Annotated in this window: 10 protein-coding genes; 7 read left to right on the top strand and 3 right to left on the bottom strand. The window is 64.4% G+C overall.

The annotated features are described in order from the left end of the window. Positions 1-5: 5 nt before the first annotated feature. Both pbpC and A6B35_RS23410 read right to left on the bottom strand, forming a co-directional pair. Positions 6-2,096 (bottom strand): penicillin-binding protein 1C, encoded by a 2,091-nt coding sequence (gene pbpC / locus A6B35_RS23415; protein WP_244425940.1) that lies wholly within the window; start codon positions 2,094-2,096, stop codon positions 6-8. Positions 2,097-2,187: 91 nt separating this feature from the next. Then, positions 2,188-7,668: an alpha-2-macroglobulin family protein gene (locus A6B35_RS23410; RefSeq protein WP_006202823.1), complete on the bottom strand. Its 5,481-nt coding sequence runs from the start codon at positions 7,666-7,668 to the stop codon at positions 2,188-2,190. Positions 7,669-7,948: 280 nt separating this feature from the next. On the opposite strand from A6B35_RS23410, the gene A6B35_RS23405 reads away from it, so the two are divergent. The 6 genes from A6B35_RS23405 (at position 7,949) to A6B35_RS23380 (ending at position 22,684) form a co-directional block, all read left to right on the top strand. Beyond that, positions 7,949-9,877, top strand: a complete 1,929-nt coding sequence (locus tag A6B35_RS23405) for an autotransporter assembly complex protein TamA (RefSeq protein WP_040582939.1) — start codon at positions 7,949-7,951, stop codon at positions 9,875-9,877. Positions 9,878-9,880: 3 nt separating this feature from the next. Then, positions 9,881-15,931, top strand: a complete 6,051-nt coding sequence (locus A6B35_RS23400) for a translocation/assembly module TamB domain-containing protein (protein ID WP_006202825.1) — start codon at positions 9,881-9,883, stop codon at positions 15,929-15,931. A 286-nt stretch (positions 15,932-16,217) separates the two neighbouring features. Next, positions 16,218-17,870, top strand: coding sequence for an ABC transporter substrate-binding protein (locus A6B35_RS23395; RefSeq protein ID WP_006202826.1), 1,653 nt, complete (start codon positions 16,218-16,220; stop codon positions 17,868-17,870). 226 nt (positions 17,871-18,096) lie between these two features. Beyond that, on the top strand, positions 18,097-19,131 hold the full coding sequence (locus A6B35_RS23390; RefSeq protein ID WP_081482161.1) for an ABC transporter permease: 1,035 nt from the start codon (positions 18,097-18,099) through the stop codon (positions 19,129-19,131). Positions 19,132-19,143: 12 nt separating this feature from the next. Next, positions 19,144-20,301: an ABC transporter permease gene (locus A6B35_RS23385; RefSeq protein WP_006202828.1), complete on the top strand. Its 1,158-nt coding sequence runs from the start codon at positions 19,144-19,146 to the stop codon at positions 20,299-20,301. 52 nt (positions 20,302-20,353) lie between these two features. Next, entirely contained in the window at positions 20,354-22,684 is a 2,331-nt protein-coding gene (locus A6B35_RS23380; protein WP_006202829.1) for a dipeptide ABC transporter ATP-binding protein, read from the top strand. Positions 22,685-22,798: 114 nt separating this feature from the next. Here the strand turns inward: A6B35_RS23380 and A6B35_RS23375 are convergent, their stop codons facing one another. Beyond that, complete coding sequence (locus tag A6B35_RS23375) at positions 22,799-23,389, bottom strand: transglycosylase SLT domain-containing protein (protein ID WP_040582940.1); 591 nt, start codon at positions 23,387-23,389, stop codon at positions 22,799-22,801. A gap of 216 nt (positions 23,390-23,605) precedes the next feature. Here A6B35_RS23375 and A6B35_RS23370 point away from each other — a divergent pair, with 216 nt between their 5' ends. Beyond that, complete coding sequence (locus A6B35_RS23370) at positions 23,606-25,144, top strand: trimethylamine methyltransferase family protein (protein ID WP_006202831.1); 1,539 nt, start codon at positions 23,606-23,608, stop codon at positions 25,142-25,144. Positions 25,145-25,173 lie beyond the last annotated feature (29 nt).

The raw sequence follows: 25,173 nt of genomic DNA, 5'->3' as shown, positions 1-25,173 counted from the left end.
CACTTTCACTCGACGAACACCTTCACGCTTGCCGCGCGTCCGGCGGCGTCGATCACGGTGAGCGTCGAATAGCCGGCGCCGTCAGGCAGCCAGGTCGCGGTGCGGCGGCGGTCGATGCCGGTCAGTGGCTTGCCGTTGGCCAGCCAGCGGAACGGCGCGCGGCCGCCTTGCAGTTTCAGCACCAGCGGCGAGGCATCGGCCGAGTTCGCACCGAGATCGACGCGGGCGCCGTCAGGCGGAAAGATGATCGTCGGCGCGGGCTCGGTGGGTGCTGCCTGCGCCAGTCCCTCGGTGACGGCGCCGAAGCGCGCCAGCGTCACCGGCAGATCCTCGCGCCTGGGGCTGAACACACCGGCCGGCCGCCCCGGCAGCGGCACGGTGGCGAGCCCGGAGCGGACGAAGCCATCGAACAGGATCGGCGCCGCCGAAACATAGCCGGAGAGGCCCGGCACAGCGCCGGCATCGGCGCGGCCGACCCAGACACCCAGCACGTAGCGGCCGTCGAAGCCGACCGACCAGGCGTCGCGGTAGCCATAGGAGGTGCCGGTCTTGTAGGCGATGCCGCGCTGGGAGGCGCCTTCGGGCGGCTTTACACCCGACAATATGTCGGTGATCTGCCAATTCGCCTGGTCGTCGAGGATGGTGGCGGTGGAGCGTTCGGCATTGGCCGGCTCGGTGCCGTCATGCAGCGTGTGCGCCTTGCCGCCATTGGCGAGCCCCGTATAGAGCTGGACAAGGTCGCGCAGCGTCACGCCGACGCCGCCGAGGCCGATCGCCAGGCCCGGCGCCTCGTTGATCGACAGCACCGGGCTGACGCCGGCCTGGCGGAAGCGCGCCGTCAGCCGCGCCGGGCCGACCGCGTCGAGCACGCGGATCGCCGGCACGTTGAGCGACAGCTGCAGCGCCTGGCGGATGCTGACGTCGCCCTGGTAGCCCATGTCGAAATTCTTTGGCCTATAACCGGAGAAGTCGGCCGGGCTATCCTCGATGATGGTTTCCTGCGCCACCAGCCCCTGCTCGAAGGCGAGGCCATAGATGAAAGGCTTCAGCGTCGAACCCGGCGAGCGGACGATCCTGGTCATGTCAATCCAGCCGGACCGGCTGGCATCGAAGAAATCGGCCGAACCGACCTCGCCGAGGATGTCGCCGGTGCGGGAGTCGGCCATCACCATGGCCACCGACAGGCGCGGGCCGAGCTTGGCAGCCGCCTCCTTGGCCACCTGCTCCAGCCCTTGCTGGACGCTTTTGCGGATCGTCAGCTGCAGCGGCTTGCCGGGCACCGCCTTGGGCAGCATGGCATAGGCGGCGTGAGCGGCGAGTGCCGGCAATTTGCGGCGCAGACCGGAAACATCGTCGAGCGCGGCGCGGGCGGCCTCGCGTTCGCCGAGCAGGCCTGATGAAACCATGCGGGTCAGCACGCGGTCGCGGGCGGCGTGCGCAATGCCGAGGTTGCGGTCGGGCCGGCGCCTTTCCGGCAGTTGCGGCAGGGCGACGAGCAGGGCGGCTTCCGAGACGGTGAGCCGCTTGGGCTCCTTGCCGAAGTAAGCGAGCGAGGCGGCGCGCACGCCTTCCAGATTGCCGCCATAGGGCGCCAGCGTCAGATAGCGCTCGAGGATCTCGCGCTTGGTGAGCCGCCGCTCGATCTGGATGGCGCGCAGCATCTGCTTGATCTTGGAGCCGAGGCTGCGGCTGTCGCGCGGCTCGATCAGCCGGGCAAGCTGCATCGACAGCGTCGAGCCACCGGAGACGATATGGCCATTGGTGACGAACTGGCCGGCGGCGCGGGCCAGCGCCAGCACGTCGACGCCGTCATGGTCCCAGAAGCGTTTGTCCTCATAGGCGACCAGCATGTCGACGAACTGCCTGTCGACCTTGTCGAGGCGGGTTTCGAGCCGCCAGTAGCCGTCGGGCGTGGCGAAGGCGCGCAGCAACTGGCCGTCGCGGTCCTGCACTTCGGTCGACACCGTGAGTTTCTCAGGCAGCGGTGGCGGAAAGGCGCGATCGAGATGCCAGAGGGTTGTGACCGAAAGGGCAAGGAGGCCAAAGCAGGAAGCTGTGGCAATCGCTGCTCGGCGCAGGAATTTTCTGGAGAGCATGGTGCCGCCCCTCATCCGCCTGCCGGCACCTTCTCCCCGTATAGAGACGGGGAGAAGGGGGCTTTCCACAACACTGGCGATCTGTTCATTGCTAGGGCGCCTTGACCTCCATCATGCCGGTGGCGGTGCGGGCCGAATACTGCGGCCGGTACATGTCCTCGACCGTCGCCGCCGGATGGGCGTAGGTGCCGGGCGTCACCGCGCGCACGACATAGGCCAGCGCGATGCTGCGGTCGCCGTCACCGTCATTTGGATTGAAGGCCGCGACGAAACGGTCGTTGCGGAATTCGAGATGGGCGGCGTCGGTCTGCGCCAGCCAGGAGAAGTTCGACAATTGCGCGCTGGAAACCAGACCCGGATTGTCGATCTCGAAGCCCGCCGGCAACAGATCTGTGATCAAGAGGCGCGATGGCCACTTGTTCTGCTCGTAGACCTTGAGCACGACCACATAGCGTTCGTTCTGCTGGACCTCGGTGACGTTGGCCTCGGTGCCGTCGAGCTTGTAGTAGGTGCGCTCGATGGTGAAGCCGTCGCCGCCGGCCGGCAGCGGCTCGACCGGCGAGGCCACCGTGGTGACCACCGCCTGCAGCGGCGTCTTGCCGGTGTTGGCGATGGTGAGCGGGCTGTCGGCTATGTCGCTGCCACTGAGCTGGTCGGAATAGCCGCCGGCATGTGGGGCGCCATTGACCGTCAGCGTGATCGAGTCGTTGCCCTCCTTCAGCGCCCGCGCCGCCAGCAGCATCCAGGACTCGTCCTGCGTGCTCGTCCAGCGGGCGTCGGCGCGCTTCCTCGCCACCAGCTTGGTCAGTGCCGGCACGATGGTCGGCACCGGCTTCGATTCCGCGGCAAGCGCCAGCATCGCCGCGCCGTCACGCAACGGCGAACCGTAGTCCGAGCGGTAGTAGTCGTAGTCGGTGGCCGACTGGGCCAGCCGGAACGCCGCCTGGAAGGTGGCTTCCGAGCGCTGCGTATCGCCATAGAGCGCCAGGCTCGCCGCCAACTGGGCGACGGCCATCGGGCTGGTGAAGGCCTCGAGCTGCGTGTCGGCGTAGTAACGCAGGTCGCCGACCGAAGCCTCCTTGTTGCGGGCGAGCACATAGAGCGCGTAGGCGATCTCGCTGCCGCGACCCTGGACGTCCTGGTCGTAGCCGAGCGAGTTCTGCAGATTGTTTAGCGCCTGGCTCATCGCCAGTGCAGGCACGTCGTATTTCTGCTCGCGCGCCCGGGTCAGGAAGTCGCTGACATAGGCGTCCAGCCAAAGATCGCCGGAGCCCGGGCCCCACAGTCCGAAGCTGCCGGCCGAGGCCTGATAGCTCAGCACCTTGTAGATGGCCTCCTGGACGCGTTTATGCAGGTCCGGGTCGCTGGCCATGCCGACGCCGGATGCCAGCTCGTTGACGTAAAGCAGCGGCAGGGCGCGGCTGGTCGTCTGCTCGGCGCAGCCATAGGGGTAGCGGTCGAGCGTCATCAGCAGCGACGGCACGTCGAAGGCTGCCGCCTGCGAAACACCGACGCTGACGGAAGCGCCGTCGAGCAGGCTTGCCGCCAGCAGTTCATTGTCGACGCGCAGCGCCCCGACATTGGGCTTGAGGTCGACCACCAGGCGGGTGGTGACCGGCAATTGCGGTGGTCGCACCGGGACGTAGAGCGTCTGCTCGACCTTGGTGCCGTCGGCATGGGCGAGCTTGATGGTCAGTGAAGCGTTGCCGGCGGTCCTGGCGATCAGCGGCACGGTCAGCGTCTGGCGCTTGCCCTGGGCGAGCGTCAGCCTCTGGGGCAACGGTTTGTCGCCGGTCGACAGATCGCCTGTCGTGTCGATCGACAGGGCATAGTCGCCGGCCGGACCGTCGGTGTCCGCAATGTCGAGCCGCATGACGGCGGCATCGCCGGGCGCCAGGAAGCGCGGCAGGCCGGCGGTGATCACGATCGGATCACGCACGATGACGTCGGACTGGGCATGGCCGACCGCTTCCTTGGTCCAGGCGACGGCCATGACGCGCACGGTGCCGTTGAACTGCGGAATGTCGAAGTCGACCCTGGCCTTGCCGTCGGCATCGAGCTGGACCACGCCGGAGAAGAAGGCGACCAGCTTTTCGGTCGGCGGACTGCCTTGCGCCTGCAGGTTGGAGCCGTCGCCGCCGGTGCGCAACTTGCCGGTGGTGCCGAGCGAACCGTCGATCAGGCGGCCATAGAGGTCGCGGATCTCAAGCCCGAGCATGCGCTGGCCGAAGAACCAGTTCTCCGGGTCCGGCGCCTTGTAGTTGGTGAGGTTGAGGATGCCGACATCGACGGCGGCGACCATGACATAGGCATTGCTGCCGGGCTGCACGCCGGCGACGGAGACCGGGATCGACAGCTGCTGGCGCGGCATCGTCTTGTCGGGCGGCGTCAGGGTGACGGCGAGCTTCTTCGAGCCCGGATCGACGTTCAGCCATTTGACGCCGATGGCGCGCGCCGGCATGCGCGTTTCCTGCGCATCGCCCGGCCTGAACAGCGTAGCGGTGATGTAGGCGCCGGCGCCCCAGTCGTCGCCGACCGGGATGTCGACGGTGCTGCCGCCGACCGGCACCGTGGCTGTCACGGTCTTCAGCAGCTTGTCGGCGCCGATGGTGACCAGCAGTTCGCCGGCAAAGTGCGGCGAGACCTTGAGCCTGGCCACTTCGCCTGCTGCATAAGTGTCCTTGTCGAGAGCGATCTCAAGGCCGTCGGGTGTTTCGGTGGTGGTGGAGGAGACATACCAGCCGCCGTCGAACTCATAGCTGGTCGCCGGTCCCTCGGGATCGGCGGTTTCGACCTGCAGCCGGTAGCGACCCCAGTCGACCGGCAGCGACACCGTCGCTTCGCCGTCGGCGCTGAGGTCGACCTGGCCGTTGGCCACCGACTTGGTGAAGGTCACCGGCTCATAGTTCCAGGAATTGTTGGAGCGGTACCATTGGTAATTGCGCTCGACCTTGACCAGCGACCACAGGGCGCCTTTCAGCGCCTCGCGCTTGCCGTCGGGATCGACAGCAATCAGGCTGAACTTGGCCGTGCCGCCTTGCGGCACCTCGTCATTGTCGAAATCCGGCCGGATGCCGATCATGTGGCCTTGCGGGCGGATGCCGATCTCGAGCGAGCGCTCGACGGCGCGGCCGCCGGTTTCGCGCATCCTGACCGTGACCTTGGCGTCGACCAGCTTGGTGGTCGAGGGCAATTGGTCGACGGAGACCGGGAAGATCGCCTTGCCGTCTTCGCCGACCACGGGCAGGCCGGTGAGCGGGGCCACCGAGGGTTCGGCCGACTGCTCGTCGGCGAGACCGAAGGAATAGCCCTTGAAGCGGTCCCAGTCGCGGGCGGTGGACAGCGTCAACTCACCTTCGAGTGCCAGGCCCGCCGCCGGCGCACCATAGAGGAAGCGGCCGTCGACGGTGACGTTGGCGGTCTCACCCTGCGCGATCTCCTTCTTGTCGGCGGAGAGGTCGAACTCGATGCGATCCGGTACGAAATCCTCGACCAGGAACATCTGGCTGGCGACCGCCGCCTGCTTGGGATCGGTGTAGATAGACACGGTCCAGGTGCCGCGCATAGCGTTGGGTTCGAGCGGCAGGTCGACGGCATGGCCGCCGGCCGATGCGCCGTCGCTGACGATACGGCGGTTCTCGACGCCGTCGGGGCGCGTGAAGATGAAGGTCAGCGGCAGGTTCTCGACCGCCTTGGCGGCGCCGTCGCGGGCGAGCGCCGCGACATGGACATCCTCACCGGCGCGGTAGATGCCGCGCTCGGTCCAGGCATAGACGTCGAGCGCGCCCGGCGCCGGTCGCCCGGAGACGCCGCGGTCGGACAGGTCGAAGCCTGCCCGGCCCATGTCGAGGAAGACGAAGTCGTTGTCGCCCTGCTTGGCCATCAGGACGGCCGGCACCATGCCGCCGTCGCCGCGCGTCAGGCCGGGATTGAAGACGGCACGGCCTTCGGCGTCGGTTGTGGCGTTGCCGAGGATCTCGTTGTTGCGGGCGAGCAGCGTGAGCTCGGCGCCCGATATCGGCTTGGCGGTTCCGAGCGACCGGGCAAAGACGTTGAGCCCGTCCTGCCCCGTATAGGTCGACAGGCCGATGTCGGAGACAACGAACCATTGCGTGGCCCGTGAATTATACTCGTCGCTCTTGTCGTCCACCGCCTGCGCGGTCAGCACATAGACGCCCGGCTTGCGCTGCGGCAGGGCCTCATCGACCGGGAAGGAGGTGGTGACCTCCTTGTTAAGATCGTTGGCGATGTCGAGCTGGCCTTCCCAGACAGGCTCGCCCATCTGGTCCGAGATGTTGGAAAGGTCGTAGCCGTCGAGTTGCTTGAGGAACTGATAGCCGGACAGAAGCTGCGCCAGCGAGCGGTCGCCGATGCGGTAAAGCTTCATCTCGGCGGCGGCCATGTTGACGGTGACGACCGGAATGCCGCGGCGCGCGCCGGCCGGCAGCACGAAGCTGTCGCCGGTAAAGCGGGCCGACGGCGCGCGGTCCTGCACATAGATCGACAGCACCACGGGTACGGAAATCACCTCGCCGATGGCGGCCGGCAGGCCGGTGCGGAAGGTCACTTCATAGTGCTGGCCGTGTTCCAGCCCTTCGACGCAGATTTGCTTGTCCTTGGCCTCGACGCCCTTCGGCGGCGCATTGTCGACAGTGACGAACTGGGCATAGTCGACGCCCGTCTTGACCAGGTCCTCGGAAAACTGCGCGCAGATGCGTGGCGCGCTGGTGTCGGCGTCGACCGTGTGATCGATGACGCGGAAGCCCCTGCGTGACTTCAGGTCCGCATAGTCGGCCTGGACCGAAGGCGATGCGACCAGCGCGAGGCTGGCTTCATAGGCCTGGAGTGCCGGCCGGTAGAGGTCGCGGCGGTCAAGCCCGGCGCCGAGCAGCGCCAGCACTTCGGCGCGCGTCCTGGTGGTGCGCAGGAGCTTGTAGGCGTTGAAGCCGGCGGAGGTGGCGTTTGCCGGCAAAGTCGATGCTTCGGAGGTGTTGGAGGCCGGCTGCACCGCAAGTGTCTCGCGCGCCAGTTCGAACCAGAGGTGGCCGTCATCGGGCAATACCGAAACCGCGGCCTCGTATTTCTGCATGGCGGAGCGATGGTCGCCGGTCAGCGACGACTGCTCGGCCGCTGCTTTGAGCGCTTCCAGCCCTTCGGCCGGCTTGTCATAGGCCGGATCGGTCAGCTTGTTGCGGTACTGCTGGGCCTGGTCGGCCATCCAGTTGGGGAAGAAGGCAAGCTCCGGCGGCGCTCCGATATCGGGATCGCCATCGACATTGGCGACCTTGCCGGCGATGGCGCCGTTGAAGGTTTTCAGCTGGTTATAGTCGGATTTGAGAAAACACCATTTGGCCTTGGTGTTGTAGGTGAAGGCGCGGCAGGCCGGATCGCCAAGGCAGGTCGTCTTGCACTGGTCGAGGCTGACATTCTGGTCGGAGCGGAGATCGAAACCGAAATAGTCGGAATTGTCGGTCGTCACGATTCGCCGGGCTTCGGCCGCTTGCGCGACGCTTCCCAAGGCAAAGAAAAGAAGGAGAAGAAAAGACAGACCACGAGCCGCGCGCATTGCCATAACACCCTCCAGACAGTGCTTACGTCCCGGCATGATCAAGCTTCAGTCAAGCTTGTCAACACAAGGACGCGGCAGGTTCCGCCTGCCAACGGTTTCCTTTCCGGCCGAGAGCCGGTATCGGATAGAACCTCCATAGGACAGGGGATCACGCATTCTTGCGGCGACGCAGAAGGTGTGAATTCCAAGCCCTGTCTATTTCAGACAATTGGATTGTGGCCCCTTTACGAGCACTTCAGAACTTCATTCCAATTTTAGCATTGCAAGCTAGGTTAGATTTGTAATGTCGGCGCATGAAAGGCATATGTCGGGAAGAATCGCGCGAATGCGCGGGCTTCCGCGCGCCCTGCTTTTCGTGCTGATGTGTTCCACCATGCTCGCCGCGGAAAGCCGGAATGCGGCCGCTTTCGAGATTTTCGGCATCAAATTGTGGGGCTCGTCGAACGACGAGGACGCCGATATCGTCGACCCGCTGCGCTACGCCGTGACCATCGAAGCGACCGACGCCGACAAGGATCTGGTCAAGAAACTCGAAAACGCCTCGACGCTGAAGGCCGACGAAGAACGCCCGGTGTCCGGTTCGCTCGGCCTGCTGGCCAAGGCGCGCAGCGACCGCGAACAACTGGTTGCCGCGCTTTATGCGGATGCCCGCTACGAAGGTATCGTCACCATCACCATCCAGGGCAAGCCGCTCGACGAATTGCCGCCGGACGCCGAATTCACCGGGCCGCAGCCGATCCCTGTGGTGGTCACCGTGACGCCCGGGCCAAAATTCACGCTGGGCAATATTAGGCTGGAGGGCGATGCGGCCGGGCTGGCAAGCGCCGATTTCGGGCTGATCGCCGGCGGCGATGCCGGTTCCGGCGCAGTGCTCAAGGCCGAAGCGCTGATCGTCCGGGCGCTGAAGCAGGAAGGCCGGCCGCTTGCCAAGGTCACGGGCAGCCATATCGTCGCCGACCATGCGACCTCGACGCTCGACGTCACGCTGACCGTGGCGGCCGGACCGGTCGCCGGCTATGGCGACACGACGGTGGAGGGCACCGAGAAGGTCGACCGCGATTTCACCGAATACATGACCGGCCTGAAGCGCGGCCGCCAGTATTCGCCCGACGAGATCGACGATGCGCGCGACCGGCTGCTTGGGCTGGAAGTGTTCAACAGCGTGACGCTGAAGGAAGGCGACGGCCTCGACGCCGACGGCAACATCCCGATCGACGTCCAGGTCAGCGAACGCAAGCCGCGCTATTTCGGCTTGGGCGGCACTTTCTCCAACACCGAGGGGCTCGGCCTCGAAGGCTATTGGGGCCACCGCAATCTGTTCGGCCAGGCCGAGAAGCTGCGCATCGACGGCGCCATCAGCGGCATCGGCAGCAACGATCTCGGCGAGCTCAACTACAATGCCGGCATCATGTTCGAAAAGCCTGGCGTGGTCGGGCCGGCGTCGAAATTCTTCGCCAGCGTCAAGACCGTGCTCGAGCATCCCGACGCCTATGACCATTTCTCGATCAAGGGCAGCACCGGGCTTTCCTATGACATCGACAAGAAGCAGAGGGTGTCGGCCGAAGTCGCGCTCGATTATTCGAAAATCACCGATGCCTTCGGCAAACACACCTATCTGATCGCCAGCATTCCGCTGCAATATGTCTATGACAATCGCGACGTCAGGCTCAATCCGACAAAAGGCTTCAGGGTGCTGGCCTATGCCGAACCGAGCTACGACATTTTGAGCGGCGCTGCCTTCCTCAAGCTGAAGGGCGAAGGGTCGGCCTACCAATCAATCGACTCTGCCTCAAAATTCGTGCTCGCCGAGCGCGTTGCCATCGGCTCCATCGTCGGCACCAGCCTGGAGCATGTCCCGGCCGACCGGCGCTTCTATTCCGGCGGCGGCGGTTCGGTGCGCGGCTATGCCTACCAGGGCATCGGACCGAAGGACATCGACGGGCAGCCGATCGGCGGCCTTTCCTTCTTCGAAACTTCGGTCGAGATGCGCATTGCCGTCACCGACACGGTCGGCATCGTGCCGTTCGTCGATGCCGGCACCGTCTCGACGCAATCTTTCCCGGACTTTTCCGACATGAAGGTCGGCGCCGGCGTCGGCGTGCGCTATCTGACGCCATTCGGGCCGCTGCGGGTCGACGCGGCGCTCCCCCTCAACCGCGATCCGGGCGACCCGCGTTTCGGCATCTATGCCGGCATCGGCCAGGCGTTCTGAGCCATGAAGACGTTCTGGCGCATCTTCCGCATTGTTCTTTACACGCTGCTCATCGTGGTGGCGGCGACGGTCGGCGCGCTGGTCGTGCTGACCAAGACCGAGCGCGGCCGCGACAACCTTGCCGGCATCATCTCGCATCTGGCATCGAGCGATGACCGAAAGGTCACCGTCAGCGGCATAGACGGCATCTGGTCGGGTGCGCTCAGGCTCGACCATGTCGTGCTGGAAGACCGCAACGGCGCCTGGCTGGTGGCCCGCAAGGTCGCCGTCGACTGGTCGCCGCTTGCGCTTCTGTCGAAGAGCTTTGACGCCGAGCGCATCGGTGCCGAGCGCATCGAACTCGCCCGCTTGCCGGCTGCGAGCACCCAGCCGGCGGAGAGTGGTGCAACGACGCTGCCGGTTTCGATCGACATAAAACAGATCGATATGCCCGAGATTGCGCTTGGCGAGCAACTGGCCGGGAGTGGCATTGCCGAGCTTGCCGCCAAGGGATCGGCCAAGGTCGATGCCTCGCCGCTGGCGGTCGAAACGGTGCTCAACGTCACCCGCCATGACGGCAAACAGGGCAATGTCGACGCCAAGGTCCATTTCGCGCCCGCCGACAACAAGCTCGACCTCGATCTCAAGGCATCCGAGCCGGCGGGCGGCATCATCGCCAATCTGCTCAAACTGCCTGACGCGCCACCGGTCGACATCATTGTCTCGGGGACGGGGCCACTGGCCAACTGGAGCGGCATCGGTACCTTCGTCGTCGACGGCCAGATCGTCACCCAACTTACCGGCCGCCACCAGCTCAGCGACAAAGGAAACTACGTCGAGGCCAAGGGTGACGGCGATTTCGGGCGCTTCCTGCCGGAGAAGCTGAAGCCGCTGTTTGCCGGCAAGACCAGCTTTGACCTTGCCGGCACCGCGACGCCGGCCGGCGGCGTCGCCATCGAGCGCGCCACGATCGAGAGCGACGCCGTGCATGGCACTGCCGCGGGCACTGTCGATCCCAAGGGCGCGAGCGACCTTTCGGTGGAGATCGCCGCCAAAGGCGAGCCCGTGGTGCTCGACGTCGGCACCAAGGCGCAGCCAGTTACTGTGGCGGTGAAAGACGCGTCCGCCCGCGCCTTTGGCGACGGCAAGGCGCCGATGGTCGATATCGGCGCGTCGCTGGTTTCGGTGGCGGCAGGCGGCACGCAGCTCAACGATCTGGCGGCGCAGATCCATTCCGACGGTTTCGACATTGAGAACCGCAGCGGCCCGGTCAGCATCAAGCTTTCGGCCGGCGGCCTGAAGACCGATGTCGCGACGCTGACGCCGCTGGTGACCGGCAAGGTGGCGGCCGATCTCGCCGGCAAGATCAGCAAGGACGAGATTTCGCTCGACCAGGGAACGCTGCGCAGCGATGCGCTCAATGCCTCGCTCACGGCCACTCTATCGCTGACCGACCTGGCGATGAAGCTGAAGATGAACGCCGATGCGGTTTCATCGGCGCTGCCGCCGCAGATCAGCTCCGTGCTCGGCGAGCGCGTGACGTTCTCGGCGACCGCGACCCGCGACCCGCAAGGCTCGTTCGCCGCCAATTCACTCGAACTGACCTCCGGTTCGCTCAAAGCCAGCGGCACCGCCAGCGCGCAAGGCAGTGACATCCAGGCCGACATCAAGGGTACGCTCGGCGACGTTTCGGTGCTGTCGCAGCTGGCCGGCGTGCCTCTCGCTGGCGGCGTCGATTTCGCGCTGACGGCAAGCGGCGCGCGCTCAGCGCCGGACTTTTCCGTTTCGGCCGACAGCGAGAGCCTGACGGCGTCGGGCCGCACGGTCAAGGACATCAAGCTCAGCGCATCGGGGAAGGCCGATATCGCCAGTCCCGCGGCGGATGTTTCGCTGACCGGGTCGGTCGACGGCCAGCCGCTCGACATCAAGGCGGCACTGGTGACCAGCGACGGCAAGCGTTCGATCAAGGGGCTTAGCCTGTCGCTGGGTGACAACAAGGTTTCGGGCGACCTTGTGCTCGACGACAAATTGCTGCCGCTCGGCACGCTGACGCTCGCTGCCCCCGATATCGCGCCGCTGGCTTCGCTTGCCGGTCAGGCGGTGGCCGGTGATATCGGCGGAGCCATTGCCTTCGCCAAGGATGGTGAAGCTCCGACCGTCACCATCAATGCGGCAAGTGCATCGATCTCGCGCGGCGAGATGGCGGCGAAGGCAATCACCGTCAATGCGCTGATCGCCAACTATCTCAAGAGCCCGGCGATCTCCGGTACGATCAAGGCCGACAGTGTGACATCGGGAACGACTGTCATCAGCGGCATAGGCGTCGACTTGAAGCGCGACGGCGACTGGACCAATTTCACCGGCGGCGCCACGATTGCGGGCATTCCAGCCAAGGCGGCCGGTCGGGCGAAGATCGCCGGCGGCACGACCAGCATCGAGGTCGCCTCGGGCGAGGCGACCGTTCGCGGCATCAAGGCCGCCATCGCCGGGTCGTCGAGTGTCACTATTGCCAATGGCGTGACCACCATCGAGCGACTGGTGGTCGATGTCGGCGGTGGCGCCGTGACGCTCTCCGGTACTGCAGGTCAGACGCTCAACCTGGCGGCAATTTTCTCGGCGCTGCCGGCCACGCTTGCCAATGATTTCTCGCCGGGCCTGGACGCGGTGGGGACACTCGACGGGACTGCGCAGGTGACGGGATCGCCGGCAAGCCCCGACATTCGCTTCAATGCAAAGCTGGCTGGCGCCGAAACCAGCCAGACCCGCCAGGCGGGGCTCGGGCCGCTCGATCTCAATGCCGCCGGCAGTTTTTCGACAGCCGGTGGCGTCGTTCTCGAGCAGGCGACGCTCTCCGGTCAAAGGATCTCCGGCAAGGCCGCCGGCACGATCAACCCGAACGGCGCCAGCGATTTCGCGCTCGACCTCGTTTCGACAGGCCCCAGCCTGCCGCTGTCGCTCGGCAGCACCGAAAGCCCGATCAAGCTCGAGCTGCAGGCCTTGTCGGTGAAGGCGGCGGGGCAAGGCATGAAGCCGAAGCTGGATATTTCCGCGGCGCTGCCCTCGGTCGCCACCAACCACGCCAAGGTCGAAGGCATCGCGCTGGCGCTGCATTCCGACGCCTTCGACGTCAAGAGCCGTACCGGACCGATCTCGGGCTCGGTGACAGCGGACAAGATAGGGCTGGACGACCCGACCATCGCGCCGCTGATCGCCGGCAAGATCATCGCAAAAGTCGCCGGCAGCCTTGCCGCCGATGCCATCACCATCGACAGTGGCTCGGTGCAGGGCGCAGCACTCGACAGCGCTTTCAACGGTCGGGTTTCCCTGGCCGACGGCGCCATCGACCTCAACGTCAAGGCGGACGCCCTTTCGGCGGCGTTGCCGGCGGCGGCGCGTGGCGTGCTGGCGGAGCGGACGCAACTCAGTGCGACGCTGAAGCGCGATGCGCATGGCAATGTCAGTGCGAGCCCGGTCACGCTGGCGTCGGGTGCACTGACTGCAAATGGGCAGGCAAGCCTCGCCGACAACAAGCTCAGCGCCGACATCAAGGGCGCGTTGGCGGATATTTCGCTGCTGTCGAAAGACGCCAAGGGCGCCATCGCTTTCGCGCTGAATGCGCAAGGCGCGAGCCTGGCGCCGGACCTGTCGCTGACGGTCGATAGCGACCGGCTTTCGGTGGCGGAGCGCGAGATCACCGGCCTGAAGTTGACCGCCACCGGCAAGGCTGACGCCGCCAATCCGGCGGCCAATGTGCAACTGACCGGCAATGTCGCCGGGCAGGCACTGCAAGGCAGCGCGGTGCTGGCGACGACGGACGGCAGGAGCGCGATCAACGGGCTGCTGCTGTCGTTGGGCAAGAACCGGATCTCCGGCGACCTTGCGCTCGACCAGGCCTTCGTGCCCGAAGGCACGGTCGCCCTCGACCTGCCCGATATCGGGCCGCTGGCCGCGCTGGCGCTGGAAAAGGCCGAGGGCGATGTGCGCGGCACGATCGCCTTCTCGAAGAGCGGCAACGCGCCGCAAGTTGCCATCAAGGCGACAACCGGTTCGCTTTCGCGTGGCGACCTGGTGGCGAAAACCGTTTCCATCGACGCACTGATCGCCAACTATCTTGCCGCGCCGGTGATCTCCGGCAAGGTCCGCGCCGACAGCGTCACCTCGGGCGGCACCATTATCCGCGGCATCGATGTCGACTTGAAGCGCGACGGCGACTGGACCGGCTTTTCCGGCGGCGCCACCGTCAAGGACATTCCGGCCAGGGCCGCCGGCCGGGTCAAGGTGGCCAACGGCACGACGACCATCGAGCTCGCCTCCGGTCAGGCGACGGTGCAAGGGATAAAGGCGGCGATCGCGCAAGCCTCGACCGTGAGCATCGCCAATGGAACGACGACGCTGGACAGGCTGGTGCTCAACCTCGGAGGCGGCACGGCGACGGTGACCGGCAAGGTCGGGCAGGCCCTCGACATCAATGCCGCACTGGCCAAGGTGCCAATCTCGCTCGCCAACAGTTTCTCGCGCGGTCTCGATGCCGCCGGTTCCATTTCGGGCACGGTCAAGGTGACGGGCGCCCCCGCCAATCCAAGCATCGCGTTCAAAATCGATGCCGCCGGGGTGCAGACCGCGCAGACCCGCGGCGCCGGCCTTGGCGGCATGAACATCTCCTCGTCGGGGACATTCGCCAGCAAGAAGCTCGCCTTTGACGCCAACATCAGCGATGGGGCGGGTCTCGGCCTCAAGGGCGGCGGCACGGTGACCATTGCGGGCGCGCCAGCCCTGGCGCTCGACTTTTCCGGCAAGGTGCCGTTTTCCTTCCTTGCCGCCAAGCTTGCCGCGCAGGGCCTGTCGTTGAACGGCACCGCCAATGTCAATGTGCAAGTGCGCGGCCCGGCGACGTCACCAGTGATCGGCGGCACGGTCAGCACGTCGGGCGCCCGTCTGGTCGATGCGCGCTCCGGCCTTGCCGTCAACGACATCGCCGCCGACGTCTCGATCGGCGCCGGTGTTGCCCGGATCAATCGCCTGACCGGCACGCTGTCGACGCGCGGCAGCCTGTCGGCCAGCGGCACGGTCGGCATCAACCCGGCGCAGGGGTTCCCGGCCGACCTGTCGGTCAAGCTCATCGACGGCCGCTACACCGACGGTCGGGTGGTGACCGCCAATCTCGGCGGCGACCTGACCATCAAGGGGCCGCTCGTCTCGGCGCCGGTGATTTCTGGAACCATCAACCTGGCCAAGACCGTCATCACTGTCCCCGAGAAGCTGCCGGGGTCGCTGTCGGCACTCGACGTCAAGCACAAGAATGCGCCCGGCGCCGTGCGGGCGCAGGACAAGGCGCTGCGCCCGCCAACCACAAGTGGCGGTGGTGGCGGCAGCGGGCTTGCCCTCGACGTCACGATCAACGCGCCGAACCAGATCTTCATCCAGGGCAGGGGCGTCGATGCCGAGCTTGGCGGTTCGCTGAAGCTGACTGGCCCCGCATCGTCGCCGCATGCGGTCGGCACCTTCACCCTGCAGCGCGGGCGGCTGTCGATCCTCGCCAAGCGACTGACCTTCACCGAAGGCACGGTCGGGTTCTCCGGCTCGCTGGTGCCTTATCTCAATCTGACGGCTACCTCGACGACAAGCAGCGCCACCGTCACCATCGTTGTCTCGGGCGAGGCGACCAATCCGAAATTCACCTTCTCGTCGGTGCCGGCGCTGCCGGAGGACGAGGTGCTGGCGCAGCTCATCTTCGGGCGCTCGATGTCGAACCTGTCGCCGCTGCAGATCGCCCAGCTCGCCGAGGCCGCCGGGCAACTGGCTGGCGTCGGCGGCTCGACATCGCTGCTCGAAAACCTGCGCAGCGCGATCGGCGTCGACGACCTCGACGTCACGACGGACGAGAAGGGCGGTACGGCCGTTTCGGCCGGCAAATACCTCAACGACCGCACCTATGTGACGATCCAGAAGGGCGACAAGCCGGGTTCGGGCAAGGCGACCATCGATCTCAATGTCGGGCGCGGCGTCAAATTGCGCGGCGAAGCCAACGATGCGGGGGAAGCCAAGGGCGGCATCTTCTACGAGCGCGAATACTGAAATCGGCGACGATCGCGGGCGTCGGGAGGTCTCGTCCTGGCGCAAACTCACGGATCGGCTGGCGCTGTCCTATCCCGCCTGAATGTCTCATCTTAATCGGGCGCCGGGATTCGAACGGAATCTTCCGGGCAGTAGCAATTTTGCGTCAAGACTGTCGCTATCACGCGAACTGCCCTCCTTCCAAAGTTGCACATTCGCTAACATGTTCCCAGTCCGTGTCGGTCTTTGACATCACGGCGCGGATGCGGAATGTTAAAAGGCAGAAAGCCAACAATGGGAGTCAGTCATGGCAATCTACAAAAGCAACGGTGACCGCGTTCCGGATCATATCCTGGCAATGGCCGAAGAAGCCAAGGCAGGCAAGATGGATCGCCGCGAATTTCTCGCTTTGGCCAGCGTCTTCGGCGCGTCCACGGCGATGGCCTACGGCATGCTCGGTCTCGCCGATCCGACGCCGGCCAAGGCGGAAGAAGTACAGGGCAAGAAGGGTGGCATCCTGAAGGTCGCGCAGTGGATCAAGGACCCCAAGGATCCACGCAAGGCCGACTGGTCCGAAATCGCCAATGCGGAGCGCCAGGCGCTCGAGCCGCTGGTCAAGTACACGACCGAATACACGTTCCGCCCCTATCTGCTCGAAAGCTGGGAGATCAACGACGACGCCACTGAATACACATTGCATGTGCGCAAGGGCGTGACCTGGTCGAACGGCGATGCATTCAACGCCGATGACGTCATCTTCAACCTCAAGCGCTGGGCCGACAAGAAAGCCGAAGGCAATTCGATGCCCGGCCGCCTCGGCACGCTGGTCAAGGACGACAAGCTCGATGAAAGCGCCGTCACCAAGGTCGACGATCACACCATCAAGCTGAAGCTTGGCTCGCCGGACATTTCGATCATTCCCAATGTCTGCGACTATCCGGCCCTGATCGTCCACAAGACCTTCGATGAAAAAGGCGGCGACTTCAAAGCCTGTCCGATCGGTACCGGTCCTTTCGAACTCGTTTCCTACGATGTCGGCCAGAAGGTGGTCTACAAGCGCCGCGAAGACAACAAGTGGTGGGACGGCGAAGTCTTTCTCGACGGCGTCGAGTTCATCGACTACGGCACCGATCCAGCGGCGATGGTCAGCGCCTTCGAAGCGGGCGAAGTGCACGCCAACTACGAAACCACGGCCGACTACGTGTCAATCCTCGACGGTCTGGATCTGGTGAAGTCCGAAGTGGTTACCGCCGGGACCGTCGTCTGCCGCACCAACGTCACCAACAAGCCTTACGACGACCAGAAGGTGCGTCAGGCGCTGCAGCTCGGCGTCGACAATGCTGTCGTCCTTCAACTCGGCTACGGCAATGCCGGCACCGTCGCCGAGAACCACCATGTCTGCCCGATTCATCCGGAATATTACGAGCTGCCGAAAATCGCCCGTGATCCCGCCAAGGCGAAAGCGCTGATGGCGGAAGCCGGCCAAGCCGACTTCGAGCACGAGTTGATCACGGTCGACGAGGACTGGCAGAAGAATACCGGCGATTCAATCGCCGCGCAATTGCGCGACGCCGGCATCAAGGTCAAGCGTACGGTGCTGCCGGGCTCGACGTTCTGGAACGACTGGACCAAGTATCCGCTGTCCATGACCACCTGGAACATGCGGCCGCTGGGGGTCCAGGTTCTGTCCCTGGGTTACCGCACCGGCGAATCCTGGAACGAGACAGCCTGGTCGAATCCCGACTGGGACGCCAAGCTCAACGCTGCGATGGCCGTTGCAGACGCCGCAAAGCGCAAGGACATGATGAAGGATATCGAGCAGATCCTGCAGGATTCCGGCATCATCATCCAGCCCTTCTGGCGCAAGCTCTACAGCCACTCGGTCAAGGCGGTGCAGAACTACAAGATGCACCCGACCTTCGAACGCGACTACGGCAAGGTCTGGCTCGAGCAGGCATGATCGGACCGATCGGGGAGGGGGCGTTTGCCCCTTCCCCATCACTCGTTGCATGGTTCCAGAACCGGAAGCCGGCGCAGCAAAAAAGTTGCGGACTCTTCGGGAAAGATCGTGCAATAAAACAGGGTTGATCGCATCCGAGGGCCGGTTTGACAGCCAACTCTGCCGGCAACGGTAGGGCTGGTTTCGAAGCTGGCTACAACCCCAACCAGACCGGCAGGGGACCGCCATGCTATCTTTCGTTCTCAGGCGCTTGGGCACCATGGCATTGACGATGCTGTGCCTGACGATCATCGTCTTCTTCCTGATCAACCTCGATCCGAATTTGAAGAAGCTGGCGATCAGCCAAACTGAAATGCATACATCGGCCGAGCAGCTCGAGAGCTGGCTGGCGGGACACGGCTATCGTCAGAATTTCTTCGTCCGCTATGGTCAGTGGCTCGGCGTGTTGCCCAAGCAGCCGGTGACCGATGCCGCGACGGGCAAGCCGGCCCAGCGGTTTTCCTTCTGCAACGATCCGCTTGTGCCGACTTACTCCGGTATCCTGCAGGGCGATTTCGGCTGTTCAACCAAGTTCAAGACCACCGTGGCGTCGAAGCTGTTCCCAGCACTCAGTGCCACCGGCATCCTGATGCTCTGCGTGCTGCTGGTAATGATACCGATCTCGCTGCTGATCGGCATCCTTGCCGGAATGCGTGAGGGGTCGCGAACGGACCGGACGCTATCGGTCGCTTCGATTGCCTCGACGGCGACGCCCGAATATGTGTCGGGCGTCATCTTCACCGTCATCTTCGCCTCCTGGCTCGGCTGGCTGAACGGTTCGGCGGCCTCGGCCAGCCAAGGCATCACCTTCTACAATTTCACGCTGCCGGTGATGACGCTGGCGATCTACGGCATCGGCTATATCGCGCGCATGACACGCGCCTCGATGGTCGAGGTGATGACGCAGCAATATATCCGCACCGCACGGCTGAAGGGCCTTTCCTTCGGCAGCGTCGTGGTCAAGCACGCGCTGCGCAACGCGCTGATTGCGCCGTTCACCGTCATCATGCTGCAGTTTCCCTGGCTGCTCACCGGCGTCGTCATCGTCGAGGTGATGTTCCGCTACCAGGGCTTCGGCTACACGCTGGTCGAGGCCGCCGGCAACAATGATATCGACCTTTTGCTCGGCTGTTCGCTGGTCTCGGTATTCATCGTGCTGATCACGCAGCTCATTTCAGATGTCGGCTACGCGTTTCTCAATCCGCGTATCAGAGTGCAGTAGGGGATCGGGCGGATGCAGGTCGAATATATCAGCGCCTTCAATGTCATCCTCGGTGTGATCGGGCGGTTCTGGCCGGTTTGGATCGCCCTTGCCATCGTCATGGGCGCGAGCTTCGCCTACAAGAAGAAGCTCGGCCTCTACGGTCAGCTGTTCGATACCGGCGTCGGGGTTGTCGGCGTCGGCATCTGCCTGTTCTGGCTGTTCACGGCGATCTTCGCCTCGACCGTCGCGCCCTTCGACCCGCTCGCCCAGGTGCCGATCATGAAGGACGCGCTGCCGGGCGGGATCGAACCGGTATCGAAGCTCGTCTACTATTTCGGCGGCGACAAGCTGGCCCGCGACGTGTTTTCCCGCATGGTCTTTGGCAGCCAGATCGTGCTGATCATCGCGCCGGCGGCGACCGGCTTTGCGCTGATGGTCGGCATCACGCTCGGCCTGCCGGCCGGCTACTATGGCGGCAAGATCGATACTGTGCTGTCGTTCCTCGCCAATCTGGTGCTGGCCTTCCCGGTCATCCTGCTGTTCTACCTGCTGGTGACGCCGGGCATCATGGACACGCCGATCCCCTATGCCATGGCCGGGCTGTTCTTCCTGTTCCCGATCATCTTCTTCAGCGTGCTGTTCTGGACGCGCTACAAGAACCGGCCCGACCGCCTCTACATCCTGCTCGGATTGACGCTCGTCATCGGTGGCTGGGTCTATGCCGGCCTCGTCTTCGATGCCGATCCGCTCAAGATCGTCCATATCGATCCCAACCAGCTCAACATCTTCGTGGCTGTGGTGTTCGCCTCCAGCCCCGGCGTGTTCCGCATCGTGCGTGGCCTGACCATGGACATCAAGACGCGCGACTATGTGGCGGCGGCGCAGACGCGCGGTGAATCACCCTGGTACATCATGCTGTGGGAGATCCTGCCCAATGCACGCGGACCGCTTATCGTCGATGCCTGCCTGCGCATCGGCTACACCACGATCCTGCTTGGCACGCTGGGTTACTTCGGCCTCGGACTGGCGCCGGAAAGCCCGGACTGGGGCACCGCGATCAAGGACGCCAGCCGCCTGCTGCGGTCCTTCATCCATCCGGCCTTGCCGCCGACGATCGCGCTGATGTCGTTCGTGCTGGGGCTCAACCTGTTGGCCGACTCGCTGCGCGAACAGTCGATGAAAGACTGACGGACGGGTCTTCGGCCCGGCCTGACTGGAAGAACAAGGATTGGAGCGACCCATGAACGAGGCAGTTCGAAATCCCGGCAAGCCGACCGGTGGGCCGATCATCGAGATCGAGAACCTGTCGATCTCCTTCTTCACCCGCAAGGGCGAGATACCGGCCGTCATGGATTTCTCCTGCACGGTCATGCCGGGGGAAGCCATGGGCATCGTCGGCGAATCCGGTTGCGGCAAGTCGACCGTGTCGCTCGGCATCATGCGCGACCTCTCCAACATCGGAAAGATCGTCGGCGGCAAGATCAAGTTCCAGGGCAAGGACATGGGCGAACTGTCCGACGAGGAACTGCGCGCCATCCGCGGCAACAAGATCGCGATGATCTACCAGGAGCCGATGGCGAGCCTCAATCCGGCGATGAAGGTCGGCCAGCAATTGATGGAAGTGCCGCTGATCCACGACAAGGTGTCGAAGGAAGAGGCTTACAGCCGGGCGCTCGACATGGTGCGCTCGGTCAGGCTGCCCGATCCCGAGCGCATGATGCGGTCCTATCCGCACCAGCTTTCCGGCGGCCAGCAGCAACGCATCGTCATCGCCATGGCGCTGCTGTCGAAGCCGGCGCTGCTTCTGCTCGACGAGCCGACGACGGCGCTCGACGTGACGGTTGAGGCCGGCATCGTCGACCTGGTCAAGGGGCTCGGCGAGAAGTTTGGCACGTCGATGATCTTCGTGTCGCACAATCTCGGCCTGATCCTCGAGACCTGCGACCGCATCACGGTGATGTATTCGGGCGAGGCGGTCGAGACCGGCAAGATCAAGGACGTGTTCGACCGGATGCGCCATCCCTATACGCAGGGGTTGTTCCGCTCGATCCCGCTGCCCGGTGCCGACAAGAATTCGCGGCCGCTGATCTCGATCCCCGGGCAATTGCCGCTGCCGCACGAGCGGCCCAAGGGCTGCAATTTCGGCCCGCGCTGCCACCATTTCGTCGAAGGCGTCTGCAACGCCGCCGAGATTCCGATGATCGAGGTCGAGGGTCACGAAGGGCATTTTTCGCGCTGCGTGCGCTTCAACGAGATCGACTGGGAAGCGCTGCCTCCGGGCGCCAAGAAGGTCAACGAGCGCGTCGTGCCCGGCGCGCCGGTGCTCAAGATCGAGGATCTGAGGAAATACTACAAGGTCGGCGGCAGTGAGGTGTTCGGTTCGAGCGAAGGCCGCGTCGTCAAGGCCAACGAAACGATCTCCTTCATGGCGCGCGAATCCGAGACGGTTGCGATCGTCGGTGAATCCGGTTGCGGAAAGTCGACGCTGGCCAAGGTGCTGCTCGGCCTGGAAACTGCGAGTTCCGGCAGCGTGACACTCGGCAACAAGGAAATCCAGTCGACGGGCATCGAGAAGCGCAGTGTCGAGACCGTGTCGTCGATCCAGATGGTGTTCCAGAATCCGTTCGATACGCTCAATCCCAGCCACACGGTCGGCTCGCAGATCATCCGTACGTTGGAAAAATTCAATGTCGGCACCAATGTCGCCGAGCGTCGCAAGCGGATGCTGGAACTGCTCGACCTGGTGAAGCTGCCGCGAGCGTTCGAGACCCGCAAGCCGCGCCAGCTGTCAGGCGGGCAGAAGCAGCGTATCGGCGTGGCGCGCGCCTTTGCCGGCGACGCCAAGGTGGTGGTGGCCGACGAGCCGGTCTCGGCCCTCGACGTCTCGGTGCAGGCGGCGGTGACCGAACTCTTGATGGACATCCAGCGCAAGAACAAGACGACGATGCTGTTCATCAGCCACGACCTGTCTGTCGTGCGCTACATCGCCGACCGCGTCGTCGTCATGTATCTCGGCTATATCGTCGAGCAGGGCACGACCGACCAGATCTTCGCGCCGCCCTATCACCCCTATACCGAGGCGCTCCTTTCGGCGATCCCGATTGCCGACACCAGCGTGGTCAAGAAGCACATCGTGCTCGAGGGCGACATCCCGTCGGCAATGAACCCGCCGAGCGGGTGCCCGTTCCAGACGCGCTGCGGCTACAAGAAGCTGGTGCCTGACAAGCTCTGCGAGACCAAGGTGCCGCCGGTGAAGAACCTCGGCGACGGCCATATGAGCCTGTGCTGGCTGTCGGACGACGTGCTTTCGACGATGGAGCCGGTGATCAAGTTCGACAAGGAGCACGCCGCGCATGAGGGCGTGCCGGAGGATGCGCCCAGCACCGGGCCGGGTTCGACCGGAAAAGCGCCCAACCGGCCGCGAGGCAAAACGGGCAGCGCGGAGGCCGACCAGATCGGGGATGCCGTGGAGCAGGGTCAGGCTGGAATGCGAGCCCGTCGCCACAAAGTAGTCGACGAGGCTTCCGAAACCGGTGTCAAAAAGCCGAAAGATACGACAAGGCGGCACTAAACCGGGAAGGTGTTAGAGCAATTCCAGGAAAAGTGTGAGCGCTTTTCCCCTTGGGAATTGCGTCAAAACAAAGAGATAGAGCGGTTCGCCGTTTCCGCGAAACGGTGAAACGCTCTAGCTCCCGCATTGCTGCAGCTGGACGGCATAGTCGCGGGCCATCTTTTCGGTTGCCCGCGCATAGCCCTGAACGCCGGCATCGCCACGGTTGCCGCGGCCATAGGCGGTCCAGCCGAGATAGTAGGCCAGATAGAGATTGTAGGTGTCATTGCGCGCGACGCCGAACGTGTCGGCGGTTTTTGAGTGATACCAGCCGACGAAATCGACGGCGTCGGCAAACTTGGTCCGGCGCGCCGCCCAGTTGCCGGTCTCGCTCTGGTATTGCGACCAGGTCCCGTCGAGCGCCTGCGAGAATCCGGTGGCCGAGGAGACATGCTTCCACGGGATGAAGCCAAGCAGTTTGGTGCGCGGTGGCCTGGCATTGCTCTTGAAGCCGGATTCCTTGCGCACCGTCGCCATCAGCACTGGAACCGGTATGCCGTATTTCTGCTCGGCACGCTCGGCCGCTGCCTGCCAGTTGTCGAACCAGCCGTCATTCTGGTCGAAGACGGCGCAGACATCGTTGATATGGTTCGGCGGCGTCGCGCAGGCGGAAAGCGCCAGCAGCACGGTAACGGCTAAAATTTTACTAAAACTCGATCTACGCATTGGCAGACGAATAGGCGGAAAACATAAAGGGATTCTTGCAGCGTTTCTTAACGGCCCGCGGCTCCCGTGCGCCCATCTGGATCGGTATCGATATTTCGACCTGCTCTGTCGCTTTTATCTCCATGCAATTTCGAAAATGCCGCCTTGGCTAAAATCTCGCCTGCAAACGGCGGATTTCTGACATCGCTATCGCCGCGCCGGCGCTTTGATGGGCCTATGACCGAACCAAGACGCAAACGCGGCGCCGAGCGAACCAGCAACAGGGGCCCGGCCGCCATCCCGCAACTGCCGCTGAGACGAGTGACCAATCCCTATCCGCCGATGGCCATGCTCTCGGCCGACCAGATCGAGGCGATCCATCAGGCGTCGATGCACATCCTGGAAAATTTCGGTATCGAGGTGATGAGCCCGCGGGCGCTGTCGCTGTTCGAGGAGGCCGGGGCCAAGGTCGATCACGCGACGGCGAATGTCCGCATCGATCGCGGCATGGTCGACGAAGCGCTGAAGACGACGCGTTCTACCTATACGCTGACGCCACGCAATCCGGCCCAGGCCATCCATCTCGGTGGCAACACGATCAATTTCACGCTGGTCGCCGGACCGCCCAACGTGCACGACATGGAGCGCGGCCGCCGCGCCGGCAATCTGCGCGACTATTCTGATCTCACCCGGCTGGCGCAGCATTTCAACTGCATCCACATGCTCGGCAACCAGGTCTGCGCGCCGGTGGAACTGCCGGCCAATGCCCGCCACCTCGACACCTACTTCACCAATCTGACACTGACCGACAAAAGCTTCCATGTCTCGGCGATCGGCCGGGGCAGGGCGCTGGACGGCATCGAAATGATGGCGATTGCGCGGGGCTTGACTCTGGACCAAATGCGCGACGATCCCGGCATCACCACCATCATCTCGGTCAACTCGCCGCGCCGCTTCGACGAGATGATGGCCGAGGGGCTGATGACCATGGCCGAGTTCGGGCAGTCGGTGGCGGTGACGCCGTTCACGCTCATGGGAGCGATGAGCCCGGTGACGCTGGCCGGCGCATTGGCGCAGCAGAATGCGGAGGCGCTTTTCGGCGTGGCGCTGACGCAGCTTGTGCGACCGGGCGCGCCGGTGATGTATGGCGCCTTCACCTCCAATGTCGACATGAAGTCGGGCGCCCCGGCTTTCGGCACGCCGGAGAACACCAAAGCCAACATCGCCTCAGGGCAACTGGCCAGGCGCTACAACCTGCCCTACCGCACCACGCCGGGCTCGGCCTCCAATGCCGCCGACGCGCAAGGCGCCTATGAGACGCTGATGGCTTTGTGGGGCGCGGTGCTCGGCCACGGCAACCTCGTCTACCACGCCGCCGGCTGGCAGGAGGGCGGGCTGACGGCATCGTTCGAGAAGCTCATCATCGATGTCGAGATGATCCAGCACATGATGGAGTTTTTGCGCCCGATCGTGGTCGATGAGGCCGAATTGGCAGTCGAGGCGCTGGGGGCGGTGCCGACCGGCGGCCATTTCTTCGGCGAGCCGCACACGCTGGAACGCTACGCCACCGCTTTCTACCAGCCGATGCTGTCCAACTGGCAAAATTACGAGGCCTGGCAGGAGGCCGGCGGGCTCGACGCCACGGCGCGAGCGACGCGCCTATGGAAGAAGGCGCTGGAAGATTACGTCGAGCCGGTCATGGATGTCGCGGTGCGCGAGGCGCTGGAAACCTATGTGGCCAAGCGCAAGGAAGCGATCGGGCAGGGCGAACCGTGATGTCCGATCTTCCAATCCTGATTCACTTC

The organism is Mesorhizobium amorphae CCNWGS0123, assembly GCF_001686985.1.
In the GTDB taxonomy this organism is placed as follows: Bacteria; Pseudomonadota; Alphaproteobacteria; order Rhizobiales; family Rhizobiaceae; genus Mesorhizobium; species Mesorhizobium amorphae.
Note: the sequence above shows the minus strand (reverse complement) of the source record. Positions and strands in the feature narration are given on the sequence as shown.